This window comes from Dietzia sp. 179-F 9C3 NHS (assembly GCF_045369825.1).
Lineage (GTDB): Bacteria > Actinomycetota > Actinomycetes > Mycobacteriales > Mycobacteriaceae > Dietzia.
In genome coordinates, this window is record NZ_JBIQES010000011.1 from 26,440 (window position 1) to 51,071 (window position 24,632).

Here is a 24,632-nt window from a genome sequence, read left to right on the forward strand (position 1 = left end):
CAGCCCGGCGCCGATCGGGGACACTGGACGGCATGGCCCCCCGCAGACGACACCCCGGCGACCAGGCGACGCGGCGACCGCTGCGCGTGACCGTGTTCGAGGCCATGCACGAGTTGCTCACCCACCGCGACTGGTCCGCCGTCACGATGAGCGACGTGGCCAAGGCGGCGGGACTGAGCCGGCAGACCCTCTACAGCACCTTCGGCAACCGCCAGGGCCTGGCCCAGGCGTACGCGCTGCAGCTCGCCGAGACGTACGCCGGCGCGATCCGGGACTCCATCGAGCGGCACCCCGGCGACATCGACACCGCGCTCAGCGAGGGTATCAACGGCTTCCTCCAGGCCAGCGCCCGCGATCCGCTCATCCGAGCCCTGCTCACGGGCGAGATCAAGCCGGACCTGCTCAGGCTCATCACCACCGAGGCCGGCCCGCTCATCGAGCGCGCCACCGAGGTGCTCACCCCCGCGCTGAGCGAGAGCTGGATGCGGCTCGAGGAGCGCCACGCCCAGTTGGCCGCGGCGATCATCGCGCGCATCGGGATCAGCTTCGTCTCCCTGCCCCCCGAGGACCCGGAGGTGCTCGCCACAGGACTCACCGAGGTGATCGGCCCCTACCTCAAGGAGGTCGTGCGGATCGACGTGTGACGGCGAGGGGTCAGGCCCCTCCGTCGCCGACCGTCGACCGCTCGTCCGGCTGACCCGGCACCGGCACGCTCGCCTCGAGAAACAGACCGCGAGCCTCGACGCACAGGCGGTCGCCGGCGTGGATGGTGGCGTGGGTCCACGTCTTGCGTCCGTCGATCTCGGCGACCCACGACCGGAAGCTCAACGGCTGTAGCAGCGGGGTGGGAGAGCGGTAGTCGATCTCGTAGTGGGCCGTCATCCCGTACCGGTCGGCCCAGTGGTTGGCGAAGCCCATCATGTGGTCGATGATCAGCGCGCTGATCCCGCCGTGCACACATCCGGGCGGGCCCTGGTAGGCGATCCCCAACGTCTCCTCGGCCCACACCGAGCCGTCGTCACAGCCGTAGAAGAGCACCGGCGGGGCGATGGGGTTCTCCTGGCCGCCCACCGGGTTGGCGCGGCGCGACCCGGCGCCGGACCACATGTTCTCCAGGCGCTTCCGCGGGTCGGGCACTCGGGGCTCGAGCAGGTCCGCCGCGCGGGCGAGGCTATCCGCGACGTCGCCGAGCTCGACCCCCGAGTGCGCCAGGCCCGCGATGGACTCGCGCAGGCGGCGCAACTCGGCCACCGCCCGGTCGAGGTCCGGGTCCGGGGTGGGCAGCTCGGCCACGGGCACCGGGTCGAAGCGGTCGCCCAGTTCCTCCCGCACGGTCTTGAGCTGGAAGGCGTCCACCCCGGGGATCCGGGGCAGGGGGCCGCGGCTGATCCCCGGCGTGTCGGTGTCGTTGGCCATAGGCTGGAGCCTATGTCGACAACCGGCAGCCCCACCAACCAACCCACTCCCTTCGACCCGGCGACCTTCGACGCGGCCGCCTACGGCCCGTGGGCCCTCGTCGTGGGCGGCAGTGAGGGCGTGGGCGCCGAGATCGCGCTCCACCTCGCCGACACGGGGGTCTCCTCCGTCCTCGTGGCCCGCAAGCCCGGGCCCCTCGAGGAGACCGCCGCCGCGGTGCGCGAGCGGGGGCGGGGGCACGGGGTGGAGTGCCGGACGGTGTCGGTGGACCTCACCCAGGAGGGCTCGACGGCCCGGATCGCGGACGCCACCGCGGATCTCGACGTGGGCCTCGTCGTCCTCAACGCCGGAGCCAACACCTACGGCGCCGAGTTCGCCGACTCGGACATGGAGCAGGTGCAGAAGGTCATCGACCTCAACATCACCTCTCCCCTGGCACTGCTGCGGCAGGTCGCGCCCCGGCTGCGCGAGCGGGGGCGTGGCGGGATCGTGGTGATGGGCTCGATGGCCGGCTACCTGGGCCACGCCGACATGAGCATCTACTCGGCTGCCAAGGCGTTCTCCCGCGTGTTCGTCGAGGGCCTGTGGCTCGAGATGCGCGCGCACGGCGTGGACGTGGTGGAGGTGATCCTCGGCGTGACGCGCACGCCCGCGATGATCCGCGCGGGGCTCGACATGGATCTGCCGGGCATGACCGTGAGCGAGCCGGACGACGTGGCCCGCGAGGTACTCGGCGCGATCGACTCCGGCCCCGTGTACGTCTGCGGCGGCGAGTCCAACCAGACGGGCGTCGCCTTCTCCTCCGGGACCGACCGGGGCCGGATCGTGGCCGGCGCGGCCAAGCGGATGAAGGCCCTGCGCGAGGGCCGCTGACGCGCCCCGCGCTACTCCCCCGCGACCTGCTCGGCGGTGACGCGGGACTCCTCCTCGGCGGCCATCCGCTCGGCGAGCGCGCGGGGGACGACGAACATGCCCGTGGCCGACGCGCAGAGCCGGTCGCCGGCATGTAGCTCGGCCTCGGTCCAGATCTTGCGGTCGTCGCGCCGGGTGACACGCGAGGTGAACACGAGCGGCTGCCCGAGCGGGGTGGTCGAGTGGTAGCGGACGTCCAACTCGACGGTCATCGCGGGGATGCCGGCCACGGCGTTGGCCACGCCCAGCATCTCGTCGATCACCATCGCCACCACGCCGCCGTGCACGCAGCCGGGCGGGCCGTGGTACTCGTGGCCCAGGGTCAGCTCGGCGCGGATCGAACCGTCGGGCATGACCTCGGGCTCGAGTGGCGGGGCGATCGGGTTGATGTTGCCGATCACCGGGTTGGTGCCGATGACGTGCGGGTCGTGCCAGCGCGCGTGGATCCGCAGGTCGGACGGGGTGGCGCGCGATTCGAGCTCGTCGGCCACCCGCCGGAGGGCCTCGGTGGCCCCGGTGACGTCGCCGTCGATCGAGTGCGCGGCCGTGAGCGAGCGCAGCCGACGCAGCTGCGTCACCAGGTCCGCCATCTCGCCGGCATGCTCGGTGAGCAGGTCGATCCGCTCGCCGCTGCCTGCCGTGTCGTCGTTGTCCATGCCGCGTGACGTTACCCGCCCGTGAGTCGGCGCCGGTTCTCGCGGAGCAGATCGCCGGGTAGGACCGAGAAATACTCGACCGTAACCGGACCCGGCTCGGCGGAGAGGGCGCGGATCCGCCGCACCTGCTCCACCAGGTCGTAGAGGCCCGCCTCGTCGTCGGGCTGCCGGTCCACCGGCTCTCCACCACGGCGCCCCGGGTCGAGTGGGGCGAGGTCGGGGGCCGGGCCGGGGGTCGACGACGAGGTGGTCACGCGCCCGCCGCCCCGCGGCCTGCGCGCCGGCCGAAGAACGACCCGTCACCGAGCGACGTACCGGAGATGTAGCCCTCGCCGTGGAGGCCGTGCGTGCAGCGGCCCGCGGCCCACAGGCCCGGGATGGGCTCGCCGGAGCGGTCGAGGACGCGGGAGTCGACATCCGTATGGAGTCCGCCGAGGGTGAAGCCCTGGGCGTTGAGCGGCAGGCCGTTGAACGTCTCCGGGCCGCCCGCGCCCGTGGGGTACGCGCCGAACGGCGGCTCGAGCGGGCGCAGCCAGGTTGCGCTCTTGCCGTGGGCGTCGTTGCCGGACCCTGCGCCGGCGTTGTAGCGGCGCAGGGTGTCGGCCAGGGCGTCGGCGGGTAGGCCGCAGTCGGCGGCCAACTCCTCGATGCTCTCGGCGGCGTGCATGGGCTGCATGCCCCACAGCTCGCCCTCCGGGACCTCCTCGATGCCCTTCTCGTCGACGATCACCCAGACCGGCCCGGGCCGGTGGTGCACGGCGGCGTGGCAGTACAGGCCCGGGTAGACCTCCTCGTTGATGAAGCGCTGGGCGTCGCCGTCCACGAGCATCCCGCCCACGACCAGGCGCGGGATGACGAGCATCGCCGTCTCGGTCTGGTGCATGCGGCGCACGGCCGCGCCGGCCGCCATGCCCATCTCGATGCCGGAGCCGTCGTCGCGGCCGTCGGAGATCTTCTCCTTGCCCAGCTGGTGGGGCGCCCACTGCTCGAGCATGCGGTCGTTGTCCACGAACCCGCCCGTGGCCAGGACGACGCCGCGGGTCGCGCGGTATTCGCGCTCGGCGCCGAACTCGGTGGCCCGGACGCCCACCACACGGCCGTTCTCCACGACGAGCTCGCGCGCCCTGACGTCGCAGTGCGTCTCCACACCTGTCGCGTCGGCGGTGGCCTGCAGTGCCGCCATGAGGTGGCCGCCGGCGAAGTTCGGCTCGGGTGGGCGGTGTCCGCGGGCGGCGGGCCGGGCGAGCGAGGCGTACGGCTCGGCGCGCTCTCCCATCCACATGAGCCCCGAATCGTCGCCCGGCATCCACGTGGGGGTGTCCCAGAGTTTCACGTGGAACACCGCGCCGTGCGCGACGAGCCAGTCGTGGTGCTCCACCGCGCCCGCGCAGTAGTCGGCGAGCTTGGCCTCGTCGGCGTTCGGGCCCAGCGCCGCGGTGAGGAACGCGCGCATGTCCTCGACCGTGTCCTCGATGCCCAGCGCCTGCTGCGTGCCCGTGCCGCCGCCGAGGTACACCTCGCCGCCGGACTGCGCCGACGACCCGCCGGGCCCCGACGCCCCCTCGAGAGCCAGCACCGAGGCGCCCGCCTCCGCCGCTTCGATCGCTGCACACACGCCGGCGATGCCCATCCCCACCACAACCACGTCAGCGGTGAACACCGCGGCGCCGGCCTCCGCCGGACGGCTGTCTGAACTCGTGTCCGTCATGAGGGTGAGACTACTGCGCCCCTCCGCGGCCCGCCGGTCCGGCCGGCGCATTAGTCTCGGATCCGTGGCCGCCGGAACCGACCCGAACCGACTCGACGCCCTCGAGGCACGCCTCGCCGCCGCCGAGGCCGGCCTCGCTCGGGCGGCCGACGAGCTCGCCGTCATGCGCATCCTCGCCTCCTACTCCCCCCGCGTGGACTCCGGCGACGCCGAGGGCGTGGCAGCACTGTGGACCGAAGACGGGGTGTACGACGTCGACACCGGGCGCCTCGACGGCCGCGACGGCATCGAGGAGATGGTCCGTGGCGAGGCCCACCAGGGGCTCATCGCCCACGGCTGCGGGCACGTGCCGAGCCTGCCGGTGGTCCTGCTCGACGGCGACCGCGCCGTGGCGACCGGGTATACCCAGCTCGTCGCGCGCTCCTCCCGCCCCGGCCGGTACACCGTGTTGCGCGTGACGGCCAGCCGCTGGGAGCTCGAACGGCGCGGCCCGGTGGACGCGCCCGACCGCGGCTGGCGGGTGGTGCTGCGCACGGCGCGCGCGGTGACCGACGACGGCGAGGGCAGAGCCCTCCTCGGCCGCTCCCGCGAGGGGTAGCGTGGCCGGTATGTTCCGGCGACGCACCCCGGCCCCCGAACCCGCGCCCGACCCCTTCCTGCGCGCCGGGCGGCTCGCCCTGCTCACGTCGTCCGCCGTGCACCTGGGCTTCCAGTCCGTCGTGACCGCCGTGGTCTTCCCACAACTATTCGAGGGGCCGAGGCACGACATGGCCGACCGGCAGGCCGACCACGCCCGGCGGATCGCCCCCGTGGCCGTGGCCGTGTACGCCTCGACCCTCGGCGCCGCCGGCTGGGCCACGGTAGCCTCGCTGCGCTCGCAGGAGGAGTCCGGTCGGGCGGCCACCGCCGTGGCCTGCGTCGCGGCCGCTCTCGCGCCGACCGTCACCGGAGGCGTGGCCGTCCCCCTGCACGTGGGCGTGGCCTCGGACCGCGCCTCGACGATGCGCCTGCAGACGCTCCTCGCCTCCGACCGCGTCCGCACGGGCGTCGCCGCGATCGGCGTGGTGGCCGCCGCCCGGGCGCTGGGCGCCTGAGCACAGCCACCCGTCCACTGTCACCCATGACGCGACTCATCACAAAGTGGAGCCTAGGGGATTCGAACCCCTGACATCTGCCTTGCAAAGGCAGCGCTCTACCAGCTGAGCTAAGGCCCCGCGCGCCGGCCGAGGCCGACGACTGCCACCTAGCATAAACGCCGGTCCGCTGCTGATGCGGATCCGGCGTCTGCTCGTGCGGAGTGGGCCTAGGAGGACTTGAACCTCCGACCTCCAAATTATCAGTTTGGCGCTCTAACCACCTGAGCTATAGGCCCTTGTACCGATCGATGAATCTACCCGACGTCCCGCGCGCTTCCCAAATCGGGGCGCGGAGGGCCGTCACCGGCGGCGGTCGCCGAGGGTCAGCTGCACACCCCCGCCGGTGAGGCCGGCGACGAGGTTGTAGATGAACACCGCGAGGGTGGCGAGGATCGACAGGAGTAGGACGTTGAGCAGCCCCACGCCGCCGGCGTAGAGGAAGATCGTCGACGGTCCGATCACCGTGGCGGAGGCGTCGCCGGCCACTCCGGAGAGCAGCCCGCCGAGGCGGTCCCACACGCCCATGCCGGACATCAGCAGGTAGACCACGCCCACGGCGACCATCCACACCAGGTAGAGCGCGAACATCAGGCCGAGGACGGTGGTGAACGCCGACCACGGGTCGATCCGCCGCAGGACCAGCACCGACTCCATGGGGCCGCGCCGCTCGGCGGGCGAGACCATAGGCGCCGCCTGGCCGGCCGCGCCGCCCGAGTGGGCTCGGGCCACCCCACCGGAGCCGCCCTCCGCGCGGTGCTGTTGCGCGGCCGGGAACCTCGTCGTCCGGGCCTCCCCCGAGTCGGCCGGGCTGTCCGTGGCCGGGACATCCCGGGTCGGCGCGTCCGGCGTCGACGACTCCGACGTGCCCGAGAACGGCGGCGGCGTTGACCCCTTGGGGGCCGGTCCGGCCCCCGCGGCGCCCGTGTCGGTCGGCTCGCTCATCGCGTGCTACTCCTTGCCGGACCCGGCCTCCGCTGCGGCCTGGTCCTCCTCGTCGGGCTCGTCGGCGTTGCGGGCGATCGCCAGCAGCGCGTCACCCTCGGCGAGGTTCATGAGCCGGACGCCCTTGGTCTGCCGGCCCGCCTTGCGGACCTGCTTGGCGAACGTCCGGATCACGCCGCCGCCGGAGGTGATGGCGTACAGCTCGTCCTGCAACTCCACGATGGTCGCACCGACGAGCTTGCCGCGCTTGGGATCGAACATCAGGGTGAGCACGCCCTTGCCGCCGCGGCCCTGCGCCGAGTACTCGCTCAGGGCGGTGCGCTTGGAGTAGCCGCGCTCGGTGGCGACCAGCAGGAAGAGCTGGTCCTCGTCCACCTCGGAACGGACCACGGACATGCTCAGGAGGGCGTCGCCGTCGTTGAACCGCATCCCCATGACGCCGGACGTCGCGCGGCCCATCGGGCGGAGCGTGTCGTCATTGGCGTGGAACCGGATCGACTGGCCCTTCTCGGAGACGAGGAGCAGGTCGTCGTCGGGACCGGCCAGGGCCGCGCCGACGAGCTCGTCGCCGTCACGCAGGTTGACGGCGATGAGGCCGCCCGAGCGCGGCGAGTCGTAGTCCTCGAGGCGCGACTTCTTGACCAGGCCGTTCTTGGTGGCCAGCACCAGGTACGGAGCGTCGGCGTAACCCTTGATCCGGATGACGCCCGCGATGCGCTCCTCCGGCTGGAACGCCAGGAGATTGGCCACGTGCTGGCCGCGCGCCGTGCGGTTGGCCTCGGGCAGCTCGTACGCCTTGATCCGGTACACGCGGCCCTTGGTGGTGAAGAACAGGAGCCAGTCGTGCGTGGAGGAGACGAAGAAGTGGCGGACGATGTCGTCCTGCTTGAGCTCTGCGCCGCGCACGCCCTTCCCGCCACGTTTCTGGGCGCGGTAGAGGTCGGTGCGGGTGCGCTTGGCGTAGCCGGTCTCCGTGATGGTGACGACCACGTCCTCACGCGCGATGAGGTCTTCGTCCGTGACGTCGCCGTCCGCCGGGATGATCACCGTGCGGCGGTCGTCGCCGTACTTCTCGACGATCTCGGCGAGCTCCTCCCCGACGATCGCCCGCTGCCGCTCGGGCTTGGCGAGGATGTCCTTGTAGTCGGCGATCTCCAGCTCGATCGCGGCGAGCTGGTCGATGATCTTCTGCCGCTCGAGCGCCGCGAGGCGGCGCAGCTGCATGTCGAGGATCGCCTGCGCCTGGTCGTCGTCGATGTCGAGCAGGTCCTTGAGGCCCTCACGCGCGATGTCGACGGTCTCCGACCGGCGGATCAGCGCGATCACCTCGTCGAGCGCGTCGAGCGCCTTGACCAGACCGCGCAGGATGTGGGCGCGCTTCTCGGCCTCGTCGAGCAGGTACTGGGTGCGCCGGACGATGACCTCGATCTGGTGCTTGACGTACAGCCGCACCATCTGGTCGAGCCGCAGGGTGCGCGGTACGCCGTCCACGATCGAGAGCATGTTGCAGCCGAACGAGGACTGCAGCGCCGAGTGCTTGTAGAGGTTGTTGAGCACCACCTTGGCCACGGCGTCGCGCTTGAGCGTCACCACGATCCGCAGGCCCACGCGGTCCGAGGACTCGTCGTCGATCTTGGAGATGCCGGCGATCTTGCCGTCGCGCACCTGCTCGGCGATCGACAGGATCATGTTGTCCGGGTTGACCTCGTAGGGCAGCTCGGTGATCACGATGACCGTGCGGTTGCCCTCCTCCTCGATGGAGGTCTTGCCCCGCATGCGGACCGAGCCGCGACCGGTCGAGTAGGCGTCCTTGATCCCGGCGTCGCCCACGATGAAGCCGGCGGTGGGGAAGTCCGGGCCCTTGATGTGCTCCATGCAGGCCGCGAGGGTCGTCTCCTCGTCGGCCTCCGGGTTGGCCAGGCACCAGTCGACGGCCGCGGCCACCTCACGCAGGTTGTGCGGCGGCATCTTGGTGGCCATGCCCACGGCGATGCCGGAGGAGCCGTTGATGAGCAGGTTGGGCACCCGCGACGGCAGGACCACGGGCTCGGACGTCTTGCCGTCGTAGTTGGGCTGGAAGTCCACCGTGTTCTTCTCGATGTCCCGCACCATCTCCATGGCGAGCGGGGTCATCTTGCACTCGGTGTAGCGCATGGCGGCCGCGCCGTCGTTTCCGCGGGAACCGAAGTTCCCCTGGCCGTCGACCATCGGGTAGCGCATCGCCCACGGCTGCGCCAGGCGCACCAGGGTGTCGTAGATCGCCGAGTCACCGTGCGGGTGGTAGTTACCCATCGTGTCGGCGACCGGCTTGGCGGATTTGACGTAGCTGCGGTCCGGCCGGTAGCCGTTGTCCCACATCGCGTACAGGATGCGGCGGTGCACGGGCTTGAGCCCGTCGCGGACATCGGGGAGCGCGCGGCCGACGATGACGCTCATCGAATAGTCGATGTAGCTCTTCTGCATCTCCGCCTGGATGTCGACCGGCTCGATGCGGTCGCCTCCCTCGGCTTCGGGCGGCAGCGTGGTGTCCGTCATGAGCTCCTCTTCTGTCAGCTCGGCTCGGCGCCCAGGGGGCAGCGGTCCGACCGGGACAGTCTATAGGTCCTGCGGAAACGGGACCGCCGGGCACGCGGCCCGGCCCCGATTACTCCGACCCGACACCGGGTGCGGGTACGAATGGGGAATGACCGAATCCTCGTCGGGCGTTCGTGCCGACCTCGCCCCCCTCTTCGAGCCCCTGCGAATCCGCGGGACGGAGCTGGCCAACCGCGTGCTCATGTCGCCCATGACGCAGATGACCTCCCCCGGCGCTCGCCCCGGCGAGACGGTCCTCGAGCACTACCGCTCGCGCGCCGCCGGCGGGACCGGGCTCGTCGTCACCGAGGGCATCGGCATCGACCACCCGGCGTCCGTGGACCACAGCGCGATCCCCCGGCTCGACGGGCCCGGGGCCATGGACGCCTGGCGGGTCGTCGTCGACGCCGTCCACGCCGCCGGCGCGCCGATCGTCGCGCAGCTCTGGCACGTCGGCCCACTCTGGGGCGCCAACGCGATGTGGGACCCGGAGCACCGCGCCGCGCTCGACGCCGTCCGCCCGATGCGCCCCTCCGGCCTGTGGGGCCACAAGGGGGTCACCACCTATCCCGACGACGAGGTGGCCCGCTGGCTGGAGCCGATCGATCCCATGTCGGACCGGGAGATCTCCGACTGCCTGGACGCCTACGCCCACTCGGCGGCGCTCGCGGTGGAGGCCGGGTTCGACGGCGTCGAGATCCACGGCGGCCACGGGTACCTGCCCGACGCCTTTGTCTGGTCCGAGACCAATCGGCGCACCGACCGCTGGGGTGGCGACCTGGCCGCGCGCGCCGGGTTCGCCGCCGAGGCCGTGCGCCGGGTGCGCGCAGCGATCGGCGGGGACCGGCCGCTGTTCTACCGCTTCTCCCAACACACCCAGCAGGACTACACGGCGCTCAAGGCGCGGACGCCCGACGAGCTCGGCGTGTACCTCGGTGCGCTCGTCGCGGCCGGCGCCGACGTGCTCGACGCCTCCGCCCGGCGCTTCGACGCCCCCGCCTTTCCGGACCTGCCCGGCACCGACGGCGAGCTGAGCCTCGCCGGCTGGGCCAAGCGGCTCACCGGCGCGTTCGCGGTGGGCGTCGGCGGCGTGGGCGTGGCCACCACCCTGCGTGAGGCCCGCGAGGGACGTAAGGCCGCCGACGCCGGCTCGGGCGAGAACATCCACCTCGCCGCCGCGGCGGTGGGCCGCGGCGAGTTCGACCTGCTCGCCGTGGGCCGGATGCACCTCAAGGACCCCGGGTACGTCACGTCGCTGCGCAACTGACCCGAGCGGTGATTCCCCGGTCGACGCAAGTGTGACCTGGGTAACATCCCGACATGGTGTCCACGCGAACCCCTCGTCGTCGTCCCCTCCTCGCCCTCACCGCGGCCCTGACCCTGGGGCTGGGCCTCCCGACCCCCGCCGCCGCCCTGCCGGCCCCACCCGAGGCGGGGGTGGCGGACGCCGAGGTGTTCGACCTGCCCGGGAGCTTCTATGACACGCGCGACCTGCCCGTCGGGGCACCCGGCGAGGTCCTGCGCGCGGAGCCGGCGAGCCTCCCCCTCGCCGTCACCGTCCCCGGGCTGCCCGAGGTGCCGTCACCGCTCCCCGCCCGCGCCCAGCGCGTCATCTACCAGTCCACCGACGTGCACGGCCAGCCCGTCGCCACCTCCGGCGCCCTATACGACTCCACCGCCCCGTGGCACGGCCCCGGACCGCGGCCGACGGTCGTGCTCGGGCCCGGCACCCAGGGCCAGGGCGACCCGTGCGCCCCCTCGCGCAACCTCGAGTCCGGCGTGGGGACCAACCCGCACACCGGCGGGCCCGCCCCGTCGTACGAGCAGGCCTTCGCGCTGGCGCTCGCCGGCCAGGGGCATCGCGTCATGGTGGTGGACTACATCGGCCTCGGCACCCCGGGGACGCACACCTACGCCGACCGCGTCGAGCAGGCCCACGCCATGCTCGACGGCGCCCGCGCCGCCAACGCGCTCACCGGCGGCGTCGCCCCCATGGTGTTCTGGGGGCACTCGCAGGGCGGCGGCGCCTCCGCGGCCGCGGCCGAGCTCGCCCCGGAATACGCGCCCGAGCTGGACCTGCGCGGCGCCTACGCCTCCGCCCCGCCGGCCGACCTGCTCGCCGTACTCCGCCACATCGACGGCAGCACCCTCACCGGCGCCATCGCCTACTCCATCAACGGCATGAGCCTGCGCTACCCCTCGCTGGCCGGGGTGATCGAGCGCAACATCAACGACGCCGGGCGCGCGGCCCTCACCGACACCGCCAAGCTCTGCACCCTCGACCTGCGCAGCCGCTACGGCGACCACACCACCGCCGAGTGGACCCGCAGCGGCGAGCGGCTGGGGGACCTCATCGTCTCCGAGCCGGACGCCCTCGCGGTCCTCGACCACCAGCGCATCGGTGCCCGACGGCCCGACGTCCCCGTGCTGCTCGCGGGCGGGATCCACGACGACACCATCCCGCTCGGCCAGATCGAGCAGCTCGGCCGCGACTGGTGCGGCCAGGGCGTCGACGTGCAGTTCCACCACGAGACCACCCCGCCGGTGCGCGGCGTGACCCACGCCGCGGCAGCCGTGACCAACTTCCCGCTGGCCGTGCAGTTCGTCCACGACCGCCTCGCCGGCGTGCCCCCGCGCAACGACTGCGGTCGCCTCTAACCCTGCCCCGCCATCGGCGACTCCGCTGCCGGATCGGCAGCCCCTGAGGGGATCGCGGACACAGCGGCGGAGTCGCCGATTTCGGGGGTCAGACGTCGAGGAAGCGGACGTCGCGGGCGTTGCGGGTGATGAAGCTGCGGCGCGCGTCCACGTCCTCGCCCATGAGGATGGAGAACAGCTCATCGGCGGCGGCCGCGTCCTCGAGCGTCACCTGGCGGAGCGTGCGGACCGTCGGGTCCATGGTGGTCTCCCACAGCTCCTTGGGGTTCATCTCGCCGAGGCCCTTGTAGCGCTGGATGCCGTCGTCGACGTTGATCTTGCGCTTGTTCTCCAGGCCGATCTTGAGCAGCTCGTCGCGCTCGCGGTCCGAGTACGCGAAGTCCGGCTCGCCCTTGCCCCACTTGAGCTTGTAGAGCGGCGGCTGCGCCAGGTAGACGTAGCCGTTCTCCACCAGCGGCTTCATGAACCGGAACAGGAGCGTGAGCAACAGGGTCGCGATGTGCTGGCCGTCCACGTCGGCGTCGGCCATGAGCACGATCTTGTGGTAGCGCAGCTTGGAGATGTCGAACTCCTCGTGGATGCCGGTGCCCAGGGCCGTGATGATGGCCTGGACCTCGGCGTTCTTGAGGACCTTGTCGATGCGCGACTTCTCGACGTTGATGATCTTGCCGCGCAGCGGCAGGATCGCCTGGAACATCGAGTCGCGGCCCGACTTGGCCGAGCCGCCGGCGGAGTCGCCCTCGACGATGTACAACTCGGACTTGGCGGGGTCGTTGGACCGGCAGTCGGCGAGCTTGCCCGGCAGGCCGCCGATGTCCGTGGCGGACTTGCGGCGCACCATCTCGCGCGCCTTCCGGGCGGCCACCCGCGCCTGGCTCGAGGCGATCGCCTTGTTGACGATGGTCTTGGCCTCGGCCGGGTTGGCCTCGAACCAGTGGCCGACGTGGTCGGTCACCTGCCGCTGGACGAAGCCCTTGACTTCGGTGTTGCCGAGCTTGGTCTTGGTCTGGCCCTCGAACTGGGGGTCGGCGATCTTCGCCGAGATCACGGCGGCGAGTCCCTCGCGGATGTCGTCGCCCGTGAGGTTGGGGTCCTTCTCCTTGAGCAGCTTCTTGTCGCGCGCGTACTTGTTGACCAGGGAGGTCAGCGCCGCGCGGAAACCCTCCTCGTGGGTGCCGCCCTCGTGGGTGTTGATGGTGTTGGCGAAGGTGTGGACGGACTCCGAGTAGCCGGAGTTCCACTGCATCGCGACCTCGACCTCGTGGCCGGTGCCCTTTCCGTCGAAGTACAGGATCGTGGGGTGGATGGCGGTCTTCGACTTGTTGATCGCCGTGACGTAGTCCTTGAGCCCCTCGGGGTAGTGAAAGGTGCGCTTGCGCTCGCGGACGGGCGCCGCCGGCGCGGCCTCCGTGTCGCCGGCCCCCTCGGCGAAGGTGGCCTCGGCATCGACCGCGTGCTCGTGGTCCGAGCCCTCGTCGGAGCCGGGCGCGGCGTCGGCGCCGCTCGTGCCCTCGCTGTCCGCGATCGCCTCGAGCTCGGCGGCCTCCTCTGCCGCCGGGCGGCGGTCGGTGAGCGTGATGGTCAGGCCCTTGTTGAGGAACGCCATCTCCTGCAGACGGCGCGCCACCACGTCGAAGTCGTACTCCACGGTCTCGAAGATCTCCGGGTCCGCCCAGAAGCGGACCTTGGTACCGGTGCCCTCGGCCGGGCCGGCATCGACGAGCTCCGCGGGGACGGCGCGGTCGAAGTCCTGCTTCCACAGGCGCCCGTCGCGCTTGATCTCCACCTCGACCCGCGTCGACAGGGCGTTGACCACCGAGATGCCGACGCCGTGGAGGCCGCCGGACACGGCGTAGGAGTCCGAGTCGAATTTGCCGCCCGCGTGAAGCTGGGTCATGACCACCTGCACAGTGGGCATGCCCTGCTCGTGCATCTCCACCGGGATGCCGCGGCCGTCGTCGATCACCTCGATACCGCCGTCCTCCAGCATCGTCACCTTGACGCCGGTGGCGTGGCCGGCCATCGCCTCGTCGACCGAGTTGTCGACGACTTCCCAGATCAGGTGGTGCAGGCCGCGCGGACCGGTGGAGCCGATGTACATGCCCGGACGCATCCGGACGGCCTCGAGCCCCTCGAGGACGGTGATGGAGGACGCACCGTAGTCCTTCTTCTTGCTGGCCTTGCTCTTGCCGGCGTCCGCCACGTGCGAACTCCTCGCGTCTCGGGGATCTGGGACCCGGCCAGTCTACCTGCGGCGACGGCTCGGAGCGGCCTCCGCCTCGCGGTGGCGCCCGATCAGCCGTAGGTGTCCCGCGGCCCGCGGCCGCGCACGTGGAGCGGACCCTTGCGCCAGCTCGGCCCGGCCGGCCCCTCGATCCGCAGTCGACGCACACGGTTCGGCCCCATGGCGGCGGCGATCCGACGGAGGATGTCCGCCGACATGAGCCGCAGTTGGGTGGCCCACGCCGTGCTCGACGCCCGGACGTGGAGCACGCCGTCCTCGAGGCGTTCCGGAGTGGCGTGCGCGGCCACGTCCTCGCCGACGATCGTGCCCCACTGCGCGAAGAGCCGGCCGGTCGTGACGTTGTCCTCCCAGCCCCTGCGCTTGGCGACCTGCCCCATGAGCCGCCCGAGCGGCTGCGGATCCCAGGGGTCGGCGCCGGCCCCGGTCCAGCCCCGCTTACGCAGGCGGTTGCCCGTGCCCACGGGCCGCGCCCGCCCCCGGCCCACCTGTTTGCCCTCGGCCCGGGCGCGGGCGCGGGCCTCCTCGAGCGCCTGCCGAGCGACGTCATAACCACGTTGCGGCTGGCCGGACGGTGTTACGGACCCCTGTCCCGGGATGTCTGTCACGGCTTCTCCTCCTGGGCGGCGCGGCCCGGGTCCGGCTCGGCCCGGCCTGTCGTGGCGGCGTCGTCACCGGCTCGTGACGCCGTGATGCCCGACTGTCGATCGGCGCCCTCCCCCGTCATGACGACGTCGTGACGCACTCCCCGGAGCGCGTCGGGCACGTCCTCGCCGACGGCTGCAGTGACCAGCACCTGCTCCACGCCGGAGGCCACCTCGGCGAGCGCGGCCCGCCGGTGACGGTCGAGTTCGGCGAACACGTCGTCGAGCAGAAGCACCGGTTCGAGGCCGTCGGCGCGAAACAGCTCCAGCGAGCCGAGGCGCAGCGCGAGTGCGAACGACCACGTCTCGCCGTGGCTCGCGAAGCCCTTGGCGGGTTCGTCGCCGAGGTTCAGGGTGAGGTCGTCCCGGTGGGGACCGACCAGGGACAGGCCCCGGTCGATCTCGTCCTCCCGCCGGCGGGCGAGTTCCGCGAGCAGCAGGGCCTCGACCAGTCCGGGGTCGGCGAGCTCGGCCTCGGGGGGCGGGTCGGCGACGCGGAACACGTAGGCGAGGCCCGCCGGGCGGGACTCCGGCGCGAGGTGGTGGTAGGCCTCGACGACGAGGGGGCGCAGATCCGACAGGAGTGCCACCCGCCCCGCGACGATCCGGGCCCCGTGCTGCGCGAGCCGGCCGTCCCACACGTCGAGCGTGTCCAGCGCGGCCCGCGCCTCGTCGCCCCGACCCCGCCGCAGCGCGACGGAGGCCGACTTGAGCAGCGCCGACCGCTGGCGCAGGACCGAGGTGTAGGCAGTGAGGTCCGCGCCGTGCGCGGGGCGGCGCTGGATCTGCAGGTCGTCGAGCAGGCGCCGACGTTCGCCGGGTTCTCCACGGACGAGCGCCAGGTCCTCGGGGGCGAAGAGCACCGACTGCACCACGCCGAGGATGTCGGACTGGCGGCGACACGGAGAGGTGTTGAGCCGGGCCCGGTTGGCCTTGCCGGCGTTGAGCGCGAGTTCCACGGTGAGCTCGCGGCCGGCGTTGTGGGCAAGTGCGCCCACGAGCGCGGTCTCGGCCCCGGTGCGGATCATGGGCGCGTCCTGCGCGACCCGGTGCGAACCGAGCGTCGCGAGCAGGCCGATCGCCTCGAGGACGTTGGTCTTTCCGTGCCCGTTGCGCCCCACGAGGGTGGTGACCCCGGGCGCGAGGTCCAGTTCCAGCAGGGGCCAGGACCGGAAATCGAGGAGCCGCAGGTGACGCAGGTGCATTCGTGCCGGATCAGCCCGGCAGGCGCACGGGCATGAGCAGATAGGTGTGGTCGGACTCCACCGGCGCCAGGGTCCCGTCCTCGGCCGGCGTGGGCAGGGCCTCCGGCGCGGGCCGGAGCACGGCGGGGCGGCTGGGCTGGGTGAACCCGAACGCCACGCGTGGGGAGTGGATGCTCGACAGGCCGTCGAGCAGGTAACCGGGGTTGAAGGCGATCGTGAGGTCCTCACCCACGAACTCCACGGGGAGGGTCTCGTTGGCCTGGGCCGCGTCGTCCCCGCCGGCCGAGAGCGCGAGCTCGCCGTCGGAGAACGCGAGACGCACCTGGACGCCGCGGTCCGCGACCAACGCGACGCGCTTGATGGCCTGGACCAGCGAGTCGACCTCGACCACGGCCATCGACGTGTGCTGCGGCGGCAGGAGCTGGCGGACCTTGGGGAACTCCGCGTCGAGCAGCCGCGTGGTGGTGCGCTGCCCGGACACGAGCACGCCGAGGATGCCCTCGGCCCCGACCTCCGAGCCGGCGCCGAGGCTGAGGTCGACGCGGCCACCGTGGCCGGAGGAGCGGCTCACCTCGGAGAGCGCCTTGGCCGGGACCAGCACCTCGACGGCGACGTCCTCGCGCGCAGGCTCCCAGTCGAACTCGCGGATGGCCAGGCGGAACCGGTCGGTGGCGATGAGCGTGACCCGCGGGCCCTCGATCTCCATGCGGATGCCGGTGAGCATCGGCAGGGTGTCGTCCTTGCCGGCGGCCACGGCGACCTGCGCCACGGCCTCGGAGAACGCGTCGACCGCGGCGGTGCCGGTGGTCCCGGGCATGGTCGGCAGCTGCGGGTAGTCCTCGACCGGCATGGTCGGCAGGGTGAACTTCGCCGAGCCGCACGTGATGTGCATCTTCTGCGCGGTCACGCTCACCTCGACGGGCCGGTCCGGCAATGCGCGGGCGATGTCGGCGAGCAGTCTGCCGGAGACCAGGGTCGTGCCCGGCTCGGACACCTCGGCGGGGACGGAGACCTGGGCCGAGGTCTCGTAGTCGAATCCCGAGATCGTCAGGCCGGAGTCGGCCTCGAGCAGGACGCCGCCGAGGATCGGCACTGACGGCCGCGAGGGCAGCGTGCGGGCCACCCAGGCCACGGAGTCGGCGAAGTCCTCGCGGGTGACGCGGAACGTCGGATCCGTGATCTCCATCGGTGACCTCTTTCAGGCGGGCGGGTACCTGGTTCGGTACCTGGACGGGTGGTCTGATGACGGCTGTCGTGTCAGGACGCGCGCCGGCGAGCGGCGGGTGTCCTCACGAGGGTAACGGTTCGGTCGGACTCCGGGGTCACGGACTCCGGTAACCCGGTCAAGCTGACTCGCCGCTCCACATCCCTACTTCTTACAAGAACTCCAAAGAGAGAAAAGAAGTAGTAGTAGGTCCTGTGAAATTGTGAGCCGACGCCTGTCGGTGCAGGTCTGCCTTCATGTGCTGATGTGGACGCCGCTGAGGGATCCTGTGGGCCGCGGGTGGGGGTCGGGGGAATGACACAACAGTGTCCACCGTCGGTCCACCGTCCGTCCACAGGATTCCACAGAGTTGTCCACACCTGTGAAGGATGTGACGAACGGTGTGAACGGGATCACAGTTGCGTTGCGGTCGGGTCGCAGAAGAAAGACGGCCCGCGCGTGGGCGGGTCGTGGGGTGGGGGTCACAGGGACCGCGAGCGCTCCTTGATCCGGGCGGTGAGTTCCTGGATCTGGTCGTACGTCCGGCGGTCGTCCTTGATCTCCTTGAGGATCTTCTTCTGGGCGTACATGACCGTGGTGTGGTCCTTGCCGCCGAAGGTGACGCCGATCTTGGGCAGGGAGAGGTCCGTGAGCTCGCGGCAGAGATACATGGCGATCTGGCGGGCGCGGGAGAGCGACCGGGTCTTGGACGTCCCGCAGAGCTCGTCGATGCTCGTGGCGAAGAACTCGGCCGTGACCGCCATGATCGTGGCGGCGGAGATCTGCAGCGAGTCGTCGTCGGAGACCACGTCCCGCAGCACCACCTCGGCGAGCGGGACGTCGATCTCGTGCCCGTTGAGCGAGGCGAACGCCACCACGCGGATGAGCGCGCCCTCGAGCTCGCGGATGTTGCGCTGCACGCGCGTCGCGATGAGCTCGAGCACCTCGCGGGGTACCACGTAGCCCTCGGACTTGGCCTTCTTGTCGAGGATCGCGATTCGCGTCTCGAGCTCCGGCGGCTGGATGTCCGTGATCAGTCCCCACTCGAACCGCGTGCGCAGGCGCTCCTCGAGGGGCTGCAGCTGCTTGGGCGGCCGGTCGGAGGAGATGACGATCTGCTTCTGCGCGTTATGGATCGTGTTGAAGGTGTGGAAGAACTCCTCCTGCACCTGCTCCTTGCCGATGAGGAACTGGATGTCGTCCACCAGCAAGATGTCCGCCTCGCGGTACCGCTTCTTGAACAGGTTCTGGCGGCCGTCGCGGACGGAGTTGATGAAGTCGTTGGTGAACTCCTCGGTGGAGACGTACTTGACCTTCTGGTCCGAGTACATCCGCAACGAGTAGTGCCCGATCGCGTGGAGCAGGTGGGTCTTGCCGAGCCCGGATTCACCCCAGATGAACAGTGGGTTGTAGGCGCGGGCCGGCGCCTCGGCCACCGCGAGCGCGGCGGCGCGGGCGAAGCGGTTGGAGTTGCCCTGGACGAACCCGCTGAACGTGTAGCGCTCGTTGAGCCCGGGGGCCGTCGCCGCGGAAAGCGCCTCGTCGCGGTCGGTTCCGCGCAGCAGCCGCTCGGCGGCGAGCTGCTCCTCGGTCATCCGCGGCGGACGCGGCGTGGCGGGCTCGGCGTCCTGATCAGGATCGGGCCGGTGGATCTGCGCACCGTCGACGCGGGGGTGCTCCTCGCCGTCGACCCGGTCGGTGTCGTCCGGCGGCCCGCCGGCGAGCGAGGTGTCGACCTTGACCGCGAGGTCCACGGGCTCGCCGAGCTGGGAACTGAGCGCGCGCGTGATGGGTCCGCGGAGGACCGACTCGATGTTGTCGCGGGCGAACGCCGACGGCGCCGCGAGCATCGCGAACCCGTTGACCACGGCGATGGGCTGGACCAGCCGCAACCAGGCCTGCTGCTGCCGGGTGAGGACGGGATTGTCGTCGTCCGCCCGGGAGGGATCGGTGAGCGAGTCGAGGACGGAACCCCACACGTGTTCGAGGTCGGGAGACACGGTGGGGGTCTCCTCTCGTCGGACGATCACACGGGCATGGGCACTCTATCCACAGGCTCGTCACCCGGTCCACCACGGTATCCACACACTTGTCCACAGGTGTGGATGCGTGACCCCCACCCGGGTCCGGGTGGTGGTGCGCGTTGTGTGGTCCTCGGTGGACGGGCACGTGCGACGGCCCGGTCACGAGCCGATGATGGAAGACGGTAACAACATCGTGAACGCACGGGCAACCCTCAAGATCAACTGGAGAGCGGTTGTCAAGGATCCGCGCCGGGCGCGTGTCGCGGTGGCCTGCGAACTGGTGCCGTTGTGACCGGTGAGACGGCACGGTTTGGTCGGGAGCAGCGGGTACGCGTAATCTTGAACAGTCTGTCGTGCGCCCGTGAGGCGTGCGGCGCGTCGTGGTGCCGCCCGGGTGCGGCACCCGGCGACGTCGGAACTCGAACGGGCGCCCCGCCGGCGCCGACATCACGTAGAGGAGCCAGCCATGGCCAAGGGTAAGCGGACCTACCAGCCCAACAACCGTCGTCGTGCCAAGGTGCACGGTTTCCGCCTGCGCATGCGGACCCGCGCAGGACGCGGCATCGTCGCCGCGCGTCGCCGTAAGGGCCGCTCCTCGCTGACGGCCTGATCCGGGCCGGGGTGGCGGGTGCTTCCCGGTTCGCACCGGCTCCACCGCTCCGCTGACTTCGCGGCGGTGGTGCGCCGGGGTGCCAGGAAGGGCCGCCGCACCATGGTCGTACACGCCCACGTGGACTCCTCGGACGTCCGCGTGGGCGGTCCGCGTTTCGGGCTGGTCGTGAGCAAGGCCGTGGGGGACTCCGTCACCCGGCACCGCGTCAGCCGCCGGCTCCGCCACCTGGCTGCCGGGCTCCTCGACGAGGTGGAACCGGATCTCATGGTGGTCATCCGCGCCACCCCCGCGGCCGTCTCGGCGTCGCGCGGAGAGCTGGAGCGGGATCTGCGTTCGGGGCTGGCCGCGGTCCGGTCCCGGCTGCGGGAGGAGGCGTCGTGACCGAGGATCGACCGGGGCCCATCGCCCGCATCCTGCTGTGGATGTTGGACTTCTATCAGAAGGGCATCTCGCCGCTCACCCCGCCGAGCTGCCGCTTCGAGCCCACGTGCAGCGCGTACGCCGTCGGCGCCGTCCGGGCGCACGGCGCGTGGCACGGGACCTGGCTCGCGGTGTGGCGTCTGCTCAGGTGTGGTCCGTGGACGCGCGGCGGCTGGGACCCCGTCCCGGAGCCGCGTGCCCGCTCGGTCCCCGTCCCGGCGCCCCCCTCGGAGGACTCCCCCACGGTGGACCCTCCCGTGACCGACCCGACCGACCGACTCTAGGACCCACCACCCATGTCGTTCATCACCGATCCCCTGGTCTACTACCCGATCTCCGGGATCCTCTGGTTCTGGCACAAGATCTTCGCCTTTCTCGGCGGCCTGCTCCCCTGGGTCCGGTCCCCGGACTCCAACGGCGTGATCTGGGCGCTCTCGGTGATCTTCCTCGTGGTGACGCTGCGCGTCATCCTGTTCTGGCCGGCGGCCAAGCAGATCCGGTTCTCCCGCAAGATGCAGGAGATGCAGCCCAAGATGAAGGCGCTGCAGAAGCGGTACAAGAACGACCGCGAGAAGCTCGCGATGGAGACCCGCAAGCTGCAGAAGCAGGAGGGCTTCAACCCGGTCCTCGGCTGCCTGCCGATGTTCATCCAGATCCCGGTGTTCCTCGGCCTGTTCCACGTGCTGCGGTCGTTCAACCGTATGGGCGAGGCGTTCGGTCAGCTCGGCATGACGGCCGAGGAGACCCGGAACACGGGCAACTACGTGTTCAACGCCGACGAGGTACAGAGCTTCCTCGACGCGCGACTGTTCGGGGCGCCGCTCTCGTCCTTCATCTCGCAGGCCGAGGAGCAGTTCCAGGCCTTCGTCGCGCCCGGGATGGCGATCGACTTCGAGCGCTGGCACATCTGGGTGGTCGCGATCCCGCTCATGATCATTTCCGCCGTCACCACCCACCTCAATGCGCGGATCTCCCTGTCGCGGCAGTCGGCCGAGGCGGCCGCCAACCCGCAGGCCAAGATCATGAACCAGCTCATGTTGTGGGCCTTTCCCATCGGCATCCTGGTCACCGGTGCGTTCTGGCCCCTGGCGATCCTCGTGTACATGGTCACCAACAACCTGTGGACGCTCGGGCAGCAGTACTTCCTGTTCGAGCAGATGGCCAAGGAGGACAACGAGGCGGCGCGGGAGCGCCGCGCCTACCAGGAGTCGCTGGCGCCCAAGGTCGGAGTCAAGCCGGCCAACCCCAAGAAGGGCCGCGGCACCGGTTCCCGGGGGGCGGTGGCGGTGGCCCCTGCCACCGAGGGTGTGATGTCCGAGGGCGCCGACGACGAGGTCACTCCGTCGACGGTGGAGGGCCGACCGGGCGGGAGCTCGGAGACGACCGACGAGCCGTCGGCACCGGCCGGTCGCCGCAAGCGCAACCGCTCCAAGAACCGGAAGGCCGCCTCGGCGGACGCGGAGAAGGGCGCACCCGGTGCGAAGCCGACCGCCGGGGCGGCGGACACCTCGTCGTCGGGATCAGATGCTGCGGCCACGTCGTTCCCCGCGACCCCGTCTCCCGGGACCCCGTCGCCCTCTTCCGCGGGCCCGGCGCCGGGGGCGACGCCCCGGCCGGGGCAGCGGCCGCAGGGTTCGGGCCGCCAACGCAGCCGGCCCGCCCAGAAGAAGGGCGGCGGCAAGGGTAAGGGCAAGAAGAAGAAGCGGTGACGCCCGCCCGGACGAGAGGTCGTCCACTCGACGTGGTCCCCGGTGCCCCGGCGCCGGGGACCTTGTCGCATACTCGTGTGAGAACATCGGTGCCGCGGAGGCGACGATCGGCAGAAGTGACGGAGGCGGGTTCATGTCCAGAAGGAACGTCGAGGTGTCCGAGGAGCGGCTCGTCGAGGAGGGCGAGGTCGCCGGCGATTACCTCGAGCAGCTGCTGGACATCCTGGACTTCGACGGCGACATCGACCTTGACGTCGAGGGCGACCGGGCGATCGTGAGCATCGATGGGGGCGACGACCTCGATCAGCTCGTGGGTTCCGACGGCGAGGTGCTCGACGCGATCCAGGAGCTCACCCGTCTCGCGGTGCAGCAGGAGCTCGGCGACCGCAGCCGATTGATGCTGGATATCGCGGGGTGGCGCGCCGCCAAGCGGGAGGCACTCACGGACGCAGGACGGGTTGCCGCCCAGCGGGTTCTCCAGTCTGGCGAGTCCGAGGAGCTGGAGCCGATGACGCCGTTCGAGCGGAAGATCGTGCACGATGCGATCGCGGAGATCGAGGGCGTGCGGTCGGACTCTACCGGGGCGGAACCGAACCGCCGCGTGGTGGTTCTGCCGGAGGACTGAGGACCGGGTCCGGTGGATCCGGACTGACGCGAGCAGGGGTGAGGGCGACGCGCCCTCACCCCTGCGGCGTGTAGGGCCCGCGAATGACAGGCGTGTAATTCGGGGCGTGTTTCACGTGAAACCTGGCGGCCGATGAGCGCCGGAAAGGACGGCATCCCCATGACCGAGGACTCACGGACCGAAACGACACGTGACGCCAGCGGAACGACCCGGGGCGAAGCGTCCGGCCTCGAAGTCCCGCCGGCCCCCGCCGGCGCTCGAGAGGTGTTCGGCGAGCGACTCGGTGTCGCTGAGCGGTACGTCGGGTGGCTTGCCGGCGCGGGTATCGAACGCGGGCTCATGGGCCCCCGCGAGCGGCCCCGGTTGTGGGACCGGCACGTCCTCAACTGCGCCGCCGCCCGGGCCGGGATCGGTGACGGCGAGACCGTGGTCGACATCGGGAGCGGTGCGGGGCTCCCCGGCATCCCGCTGGCGCTCGCCCGACCGGACCTCATCGTGACGCTCGTCGAGCCGCTGCTGCGGCGGGTGACTTTTCTCGAAGAGGTGATCGCAGATCTCGGGCTCGAGGTGCGTGTTGTCCGGGGCCGAGCGGAGGAGAAGGCGGTGCGGGCCGACCTCGGCGGTGCGGACGTCGTGACGTCCCGCGCCGTGGCCCCGCTCGAGCGCCTCGCCGGTTGGTCTGCCCCCCTGCTCCGGGAGGGTGGTCGGATGGTCGCGCTCAAGGGGATCTCCGCCGAGCAGGAGGTGGCGCGGGACTCCGCGACGCTCACCCGCCTCGGCTTCACTGACGCCCGCGTTGAGGTGGTGACGGCGCCTGACGCCGAGGAGACCCGACTGGTGATCGCGACTCTCACCGGGGTGCGGTCCGGGGATAGGATGGGAGGCCGCGGCTCGCGCACGGGGTCGCGGCGCCGCGGTCGACGGTGAACTCCCGGTAGCGGGGACGACGATGTCCGTTTCACGTGAAACACTGACCATTGCGTTGAAGACCCCGGGGCCCTCCCGGGCCGCGTAGCTCTGTCCAGCAGTCGAGAGGTGACGGATGACCGACGACGAGACCCCGATCTTCGCCGCCGCGCGACAGGCGAACGAGGTTCTCCACGGGAACGCCTACCTTCTCCCGCGTCCGGATGGGACGCGGATCATCACGATCGCCAATCAGAAGGGCGGCGTCGGTAAGACGACGTCTACGGTCAATCTCGCTGCCGCGCTCGCACTGGGTGGCCTGGGAGTGCTCGTGATCGACATGGACCCACAGGGCAACGCGAGCACCGCGCTCGGCGTTGACCACCGAGAGGGGACCCCGTCGAGCTACGAGCTGCTCATGTGGGAGACGGCGGTCGACGACCTCATGCAGCAGAGCCCCCACGCGGACCGTCTCTTCTGCATCCCCGCGACCATCGATCTCGCCGGATCGGAGATCGAGCTGGTCGGCCTTGACCACCGCGAGCGCCGCCTCGCGGAAGTGCTGGTGCCGGACGACCTCGCCTCGCTGGGGATCGACTACGTCTTTATCGACTGCCCGCCGTCGCTCGGCCTGCTCACCGTCAACGCGATGGTGGCGGCACGCGAGGTGCTCATCCCCATCCAGTGCGAGTACTACGCCCTCGAGGGCGTGGGCCAGTTGTTGCGCAACGTGGAACTGGTGCAACAGCACCTCAACCCGGAGCTCGAGATCTCGACGATCATGCTCACGATGTACGACGGCCGGACCAAGCTCGCGGAGCAGGTGGCTGGCGAGGTGCGCGAGCACTTTGGGGACACCGTCCTCCGTACGGTCATCCCCCGGAGTGTCAAGGTGTCGGAGGCACCCGGCTACGGGATGACGATCCTGCAGTACGACGCCGGCTCGCGAGGGGCACTGGCCTACCTCGACGCCGCGCGAGAGATCAACAGCCGAGCCGTCGCCTCATCCGCGACAGCCGGGAAGACGGAGGAGTGACG

General features: G+C 71.1%; 25 protein-coding genes and 2 tRNA genes. 14 read left to right on the forward strand and 13 right to left on the reverse strand.

What is annotated here, in order from left to right; all coding sequences use genetic code 11:
• Nucleotides 1-32: 32 nt before the first annotated feature.
• Nucleotides 33-644 carry a TetR family transcriptional regulator gene (locus tag ACH0BZ_RS13200; protein ID WP_406898976.1) on the forward strand — a complete coding sequence of 204 codons (612 nt, stop codon included), beginning with the start codon at nt 33-35 and terminating at the stop codon, nt 642-644.
• Between the two features lie 10 nt (nt 645-654).
• On the opposite strand, the gene ACH0BZ_RS13205 is transcribed toward ACH0BZ_RS13200, so the two are convergent.
• Nucleotides 655-1,416 carry a PaaI family thioesterase gene (locus ACH0BZ_RS13205; protein ID WP_406898977.1) on the reverse strand — a complete coding sequence of 254 codons (762 nt, stop codon included), beginning with the start codon at nt 1,414-1,416 and terminating at the stop codon, nt 655-657.
• A 12-nt stretch (nt 1,417-1,428) separates the two neighbouring features.
• On the opposite strand from ACH0BZ_RS13205, the gene ACH0BZ_RS13210 reads away from it, so the two are divergent.
• Complete coding sequence (locus ACH0BZ_RS13210; protein ID WP_406898979.1) at nt 1,429-2,289, forward strand: SDR family NAD(P)-dependent oxidoreductase; 861 nt, start codon at nt 1,429-1,431, stop codon at nt 2,287-2,289.
• A gap of 11 nt (nt 2,290-2,300) precedes the next feature.
• On the opposite strand, the gene ACH0BZ_RS13215 is transcribed toward ACH0BZ_RS13210, so the two are convergent.
• From ACH0BZ_RS13215 to ACH0BZ_RS13225, 3 genes are read right to left on the reverse strand one after another with little or no spacing between them, the layout of a single operon-like run.
• A complete protein-coding gene (locus tag ACH0BZ_RS13215) occupies nt 2,301-2,984 on the reverse strand; it encodes a PaaI family thioesterase (RefSeq protein WP_406898980.1) in 684 nt (227 codons plus the stop codon).
• Between the two features lie 11 nt (nt 2,985-2,995).
• Nucleotides 2,996-3,238, reverse strand: coding sequence for a hypothetical protein (locus ACH0BZ_RS13220; protein WP_406898981.1), 243 nt, complete (start codon nt 3,236-3,238; stop codon nt 2,996-2,998).
• A complete protein-coding gene (locus ACH0BZ_RS13225; RefSeq protein WP_406898982.1) occupies nt 3,235-4,692 on the reverse strand; it encodes an FAD-dependent oxidoreductase in 1,458 nt (485 codons plus the stop codon). The genes ACH0BZ_RS13220 and ACH0BZ_RS13225 overlap by 4 nt, the downstream gene beginning before the upstream one ends.
• 64 nt (nt 4,693-4,756) lie before the next feature.
• Between ACH0BZ_RS13225 and ACH0BZ_RS13230 the strand changes: the two genes are divergently transcribed.
• Both ACH0BZ_RS13230 and ACH0BZ_RS13235 read left to right on the forward strand, forming a co-directional pair.
• Nucleotides 4,757-5,290, forward strand: coding sequence for a nuclear transport factor 2 family protein (locus tag ACH0BZ_RS13230; protein WP_406898983.1), 534 nt, complete (start codon nt 4,757-4,759; stop codon nt 5,288-5,290).
• A 10-nt stretch (nt 5,291-5,300) separates the two neighbouring features.
• Nucleotides 5,301-5,786, forward strand: a complete 486-nt coding sequence (locus ACH0BZ_RS13235; protein WP_406898984.1) for a hypothetical protein — start codon at nt 5,301-5,303, stop codon at nt 5,784-5,786.
• Nucleotides 5,787-5,833: 47 nt separating this feature from the next.
• Here ACH0BZ_RS13235 and ACH0BZ_RS13240 read toward each other — a convergent pair.
• The 4 genes from ACH0BZ_RS13240 to gyrA form a co-directional block, all read right to left on the reverse strand.
• Nucleotides 5,834-5,906, reverse strand: a tRNA-Ala gene (locus ACH0BZ_RS13240).
• 84 nt (nt 5,907-5,990) lie between these two features.
• A tRNA-Ile gene (locus ACH0BZ_RS13245) sits at nt 5,991-6,064 on the reverse strand.
• A 64-nt stretch (nt 6,065-6,128) separates the two neighbouring features.
• A complete protein-coding gene (locus ACH0BZ_RS13250; RefSeq protein WP_406898985.1) occupies nt 6,129-6,770 on the reverse strand; it encodes a DUF3566 domain-containing protein in 642 nt (213 codons plus the stop codon).
• A gap of 6 nt (nt 6,771-6,776) precedes the next feature.
• A complete protein-coding gene (gene gyrA / locus ACH0BZ_RS13255) occupies nt 6,777-9,305 on the reverse strand; it encodes a DNA gyrase subunit A (protein ID WP_406898986.1) in 2,529 nt (842 codons plus the stop codon).
• Between the two features lie 148 nt (nt 9,306-9,453).
• On the opposite strand from gyrA, the gene ACH0BZ_RS13260 reads away from it, so the two are divergent.
• Nucleotides 9,454-10,611: a 12-oxophytodienoate reductase gene (locus ACH0BZ_RS13260; protein ID WP_406898987.1), complete on the forward strand. Its 1,158-nt coding sequence runs from the start codon at nt 9,454-9,456 to the stop codon at nt 10,609-10,611.
• Between the two features lie 53 nt (nt 10,612-10,664).
• Nucleotides 10,665-12,002: a lipase family protein gene (locus ACH0BZ_RS13265; RefSeq protein ID WP_406898988.1), complete on the forward strand. Its 1,338-nt coding sequence runs from the start codon at nt 10,665-10,667 to the stop codon at nt 12,000-12,002.
• Between the two features lie 88 nt (nt 12,003-12,090).
• Here ACH0BZ_RS13265 and gyrB read toward each other — a convergent pair whose 3' ends face one another.
• The 5 genes from gyrB to dnaA all read right to left on the reverse strand — a co-directional run bounded on the left by gyrB (nt 12,091) and on the right by dnaA (nt 19,276).
• On the reverse strand, nt 12,091-14,205 hold the full coding sequence (gene gyrB, locus ACH0BZ_RS13270; protein WP_406898989.1) for a DNA topoisomerase (ATP-hydrolyzing) subunit B: 2,115 nt from the start codon (nt 14,203-14,205) through the stop codon (nt 12,091-12,093).
• Between the two features lie 92 nt (nt 14,206-14,297).
• Entirely contained in the window at nt 14,298-14,852 is a 555-nt protein-coding gene (locus ACH0BZ_RS13275) for a DciA family protein (protein ID WP_406898991.1), read from the reverse strand.
• Complete coding sequence (recF, locus tag ACH0BZ_RS13280) at nt 14,849-16,093, reverse strand: DNA replication/repair protein RecF (RefSeq protein ID WP_406898993.1); 1,245 nt, start codon at nt 16,091-16,093, stop codon at nt 14,849-14,851. Before recF ends, ACH0BZ_RS13275 begins: the two co-directional genes overlap by 4 nt.
• A gap of 10 nt (nt 16,094-16,103) precedes the next feature.
• Nucleotides 16,104-17,279: a DNA polymerase III subunit beta gene (dnaN, locus tag ACH0BZ_RS13285; RefSeq protein WP_406898995.1), complete on the reverse strand. Its 1,176-nt coding sequence runs from the start codon at nt 17,277-17,279 to the stop codon at nt 16,104-16,106.
• 500 nt (nt 17,280-17,779) lie between these two features.
• The gene (gene dnaA / locus ACH0BZ_RS13290) at nt 17,780-19,276 is read right to left on the reverse strand and encodes a chromosomal replication initiator protein DnaA (protein ID WP_406899036.1); all 1,497 of its coding nucleotides are present in this window, start codon (nt 19,274-19,276) and stop codon (nt 17,780-17,782) included.
• A 130-nt stretch (nt 19,277-19,406) separates the two neighbouring features.
• Between dnaA and ACH0BZ_RS13295 the strand changes: the two genes are divergently transcribed.
• From ACH0BZ_RS13295 to ACH0BZ_RS13330, 8 genes are all read left to right on the forward strand, one after another.
• Nucleotides 19,407-19,613, forward strand: coding sequence for a hypothetical protein (locus tag ACH0BZ_RS13295; protein WP_406898996.1), 207 nt, complete (start codon nt 19,407-19,409; stop codon nt 19,611-19,613).
• A 174-nt stretch (nt 19,614-19,787) separates the two neighbouring features.
• On the forward strand, nt 19,788-19,931 hold the full coding sequence (gene rpmH / locus ACH0BZ_RS13300) for a 50S ribosomal protein L34 (RefSeq protein ID WP_406898997.1): 144 nt from the start codon (nt 19,788-19,790) through the stop codon (nt 19,929-19,931).
• Nucleotides 19,932-19,949: 18 nt separating this feature from the next.
• On the forward strand, nt 19,950-20,315 hold the full coding sequence (rnpA, locus tag ACH0BZ_RS13305; RefSeq protein WP_406898998.1) for a ribonuclease P protein component: 366 nt from the start codon (nt 19,950-19,952) through the stop codon (nt 20,313-20,315).
• Nucleotides 20,312-20,638 (forward strand): membrane protein insertion efficiency factor YidD, encoded by a 327-nt coding sequence (gene yidD / locus ACH0BZ_RS13310; RefSeq protein ID WP_406898999.1) that lies wholly within the window; start codon nt 20,312-20,314, stop codon nt 20,636-20,638. The genes rnpA and yidD overlap by 4 nt, the downstream gene beginning before the upstream one ends.
• 12 nt (nt 20,639-20,650) lie before the next feature.
• Entirely contained in the window at nt 20,651-22,063 is a 1,413-nt protein-coding gene (gene yidC / locus ACH0BZ_RS13315; protein WP_406899000.1) for a membrane protein insertase YidC, read from the forward strand.
• A 133-nt stretch (nt 22,064-22,196) separates the two neighbouring features.
• Entirely contained in the window at nt 22,197-22,688 is a 492-nt protein-coding gene (locus tag ACH0BZ_RS13320) for a protein jag (RefSeq protein WP_406899002.1), read from the forward strand.
• Nucleotides 22,689-22,820: 132 nt separating this feature from the next.
• The gene (gene rsmG / locus ACH0BZ_RS13325) at nt 22,821-23,615 is read left to right on the forward strand and encodes a 16S rRNA (guanine(527)-N(7))-methyltransferase RsmG (protein WP_406899004.1); all 795 of its coding nucleotides are present in this window, start codon (nt 22,821-22,823) and stop codon (nt 23,613-23,615) included.
• A 115-nt stretch (nt 23,616-23,730) separates the two neighbouring features.
• Nucleotides 23,731-24,630, forward strand: coding sequence for a ParA family protein (locus tag ACH0BZ_RS13330; RefSeq protein ID WP_406899005.1), 900 nt, complete (start codon nt 23,731-23,733; stop codon nt 24,628-24,630).
• Nucleotides 24,631-24,632: the final 2 nt, after the last annotated feature.

Coding starts and splice junctions, on each gene's coding strand:
- ACH0BZ_RS13250 (WP_406898985.1), bottom strand. CDS start 6,770: ATGAGCGAGCCGACCGACACGGGCGCCGCGGGGGCCGGACCGGCCCCC.
- ACH0BZ_RS13215 (WP_406898980.1), bottom strand. CDS start 2,984: ATGGACAACGACGACACGGCAGGCAGCGGCGAGCGGATCGACCTGCTC.
- recF (WP_406898993.1), bottom strand. CDS start 16,093: ATGCACCTGCGTCACCTGCGGCTCCTCGATTTCCGGTCCTGGCCCCTG.
- ACH0BZ_RS13210 (WP_406898979.1), top strand. CDS start 1,429: ATGTCGACAACCGGCAGCCCCACCAACCAACCCACTCCCTTCGACCCG.
- ACH0BZ_RS13200 (WP_406898976.1), top strand. CDS start 33: ATGGCCCCCCGCAGACGACACCCCGGCGACCAGGCGACGCGGCGACCG.
- gyrA (WP_406898986.1), bottom strand. CDS start 9,305: ATGACGGACACCACGCTGCCGCCCGAAGCCGAGGGAGGCGACCGCATC.
- dnaN (WP_406898995.1), bottom strand. CDS start 17,279: ATGGAGATCACGGATCCGACGTTCCGCGTCACCCGCGAGGACTTCGCC.
- rpmH (WP_406898997.1), top strand. CDS start 19,788: ATGGCCAAGGGTAAGCGGACCTACCAGCCCAACAACCGTCGTCGTGCC.
- ACH0BZ_RS13225 (WP_406898982.1), bottom strand. CDS start 4,692: ATGACGGACACGAGTTCAGACAGCCGTCCGGCGGAGGCCGGCGCCGCG.
- ACH0BZ_RS13320 (WP_406899002.1), top strand. CDS start 22,197: ATGTCCAGAAGGAACGTCGAGGTGTCCGAGGAGCGGCTCGTCGAGGAG.
- ACH0BZ_RS13235 (WP_406898984.1), top strand. CDS start 5,301: ATGTTCCGGCGACGCACCCCGGCCCCCGAACCCGCGCCCGACCCCTTC.
- ACH0BZ_RS13265 (WP_406898988.1), top strand. CDS start 10,665: ATGGTGTCCACGCGAACCCCTCGTCGTCGTCCCCTCCTCGCCCTCACC.
- ACH0BZ_RS13260 (WP_406898987.1), top strand. CDS start 9,454: ATGACCGAATCCTCGTCGGGCGTTCGTGCCGACCTCGCCCCCCTCTTC.
- rsmG (WP_406899004.1), top strand. CDS start 22,821: ATGAGCGCCGGAAAGGACGGCATCCCCATGACCGAGGACTCACGGACC.
- yidC (WP_406899000.1), top strand. CDS start 20,651: ATGTCGTTCATCACCGATCCCCTGGTCTACTACCCGATCTCCGGGATC.
- ACH0BZ_RS13330 (WP_406899005.1), top strand. CDS start 23,731: ATGACCGACGACGAGACCCCGATCTTCGCCGCCGCGCGACAGGCGAAC.
- ACH0BZ_RS13205 (WP_406898977.1), bottom strand. CDS start 1,416: ATGGCCAACGACACCGACACGCCGGGGATCAGCCGCGGCCCCCTGCCC.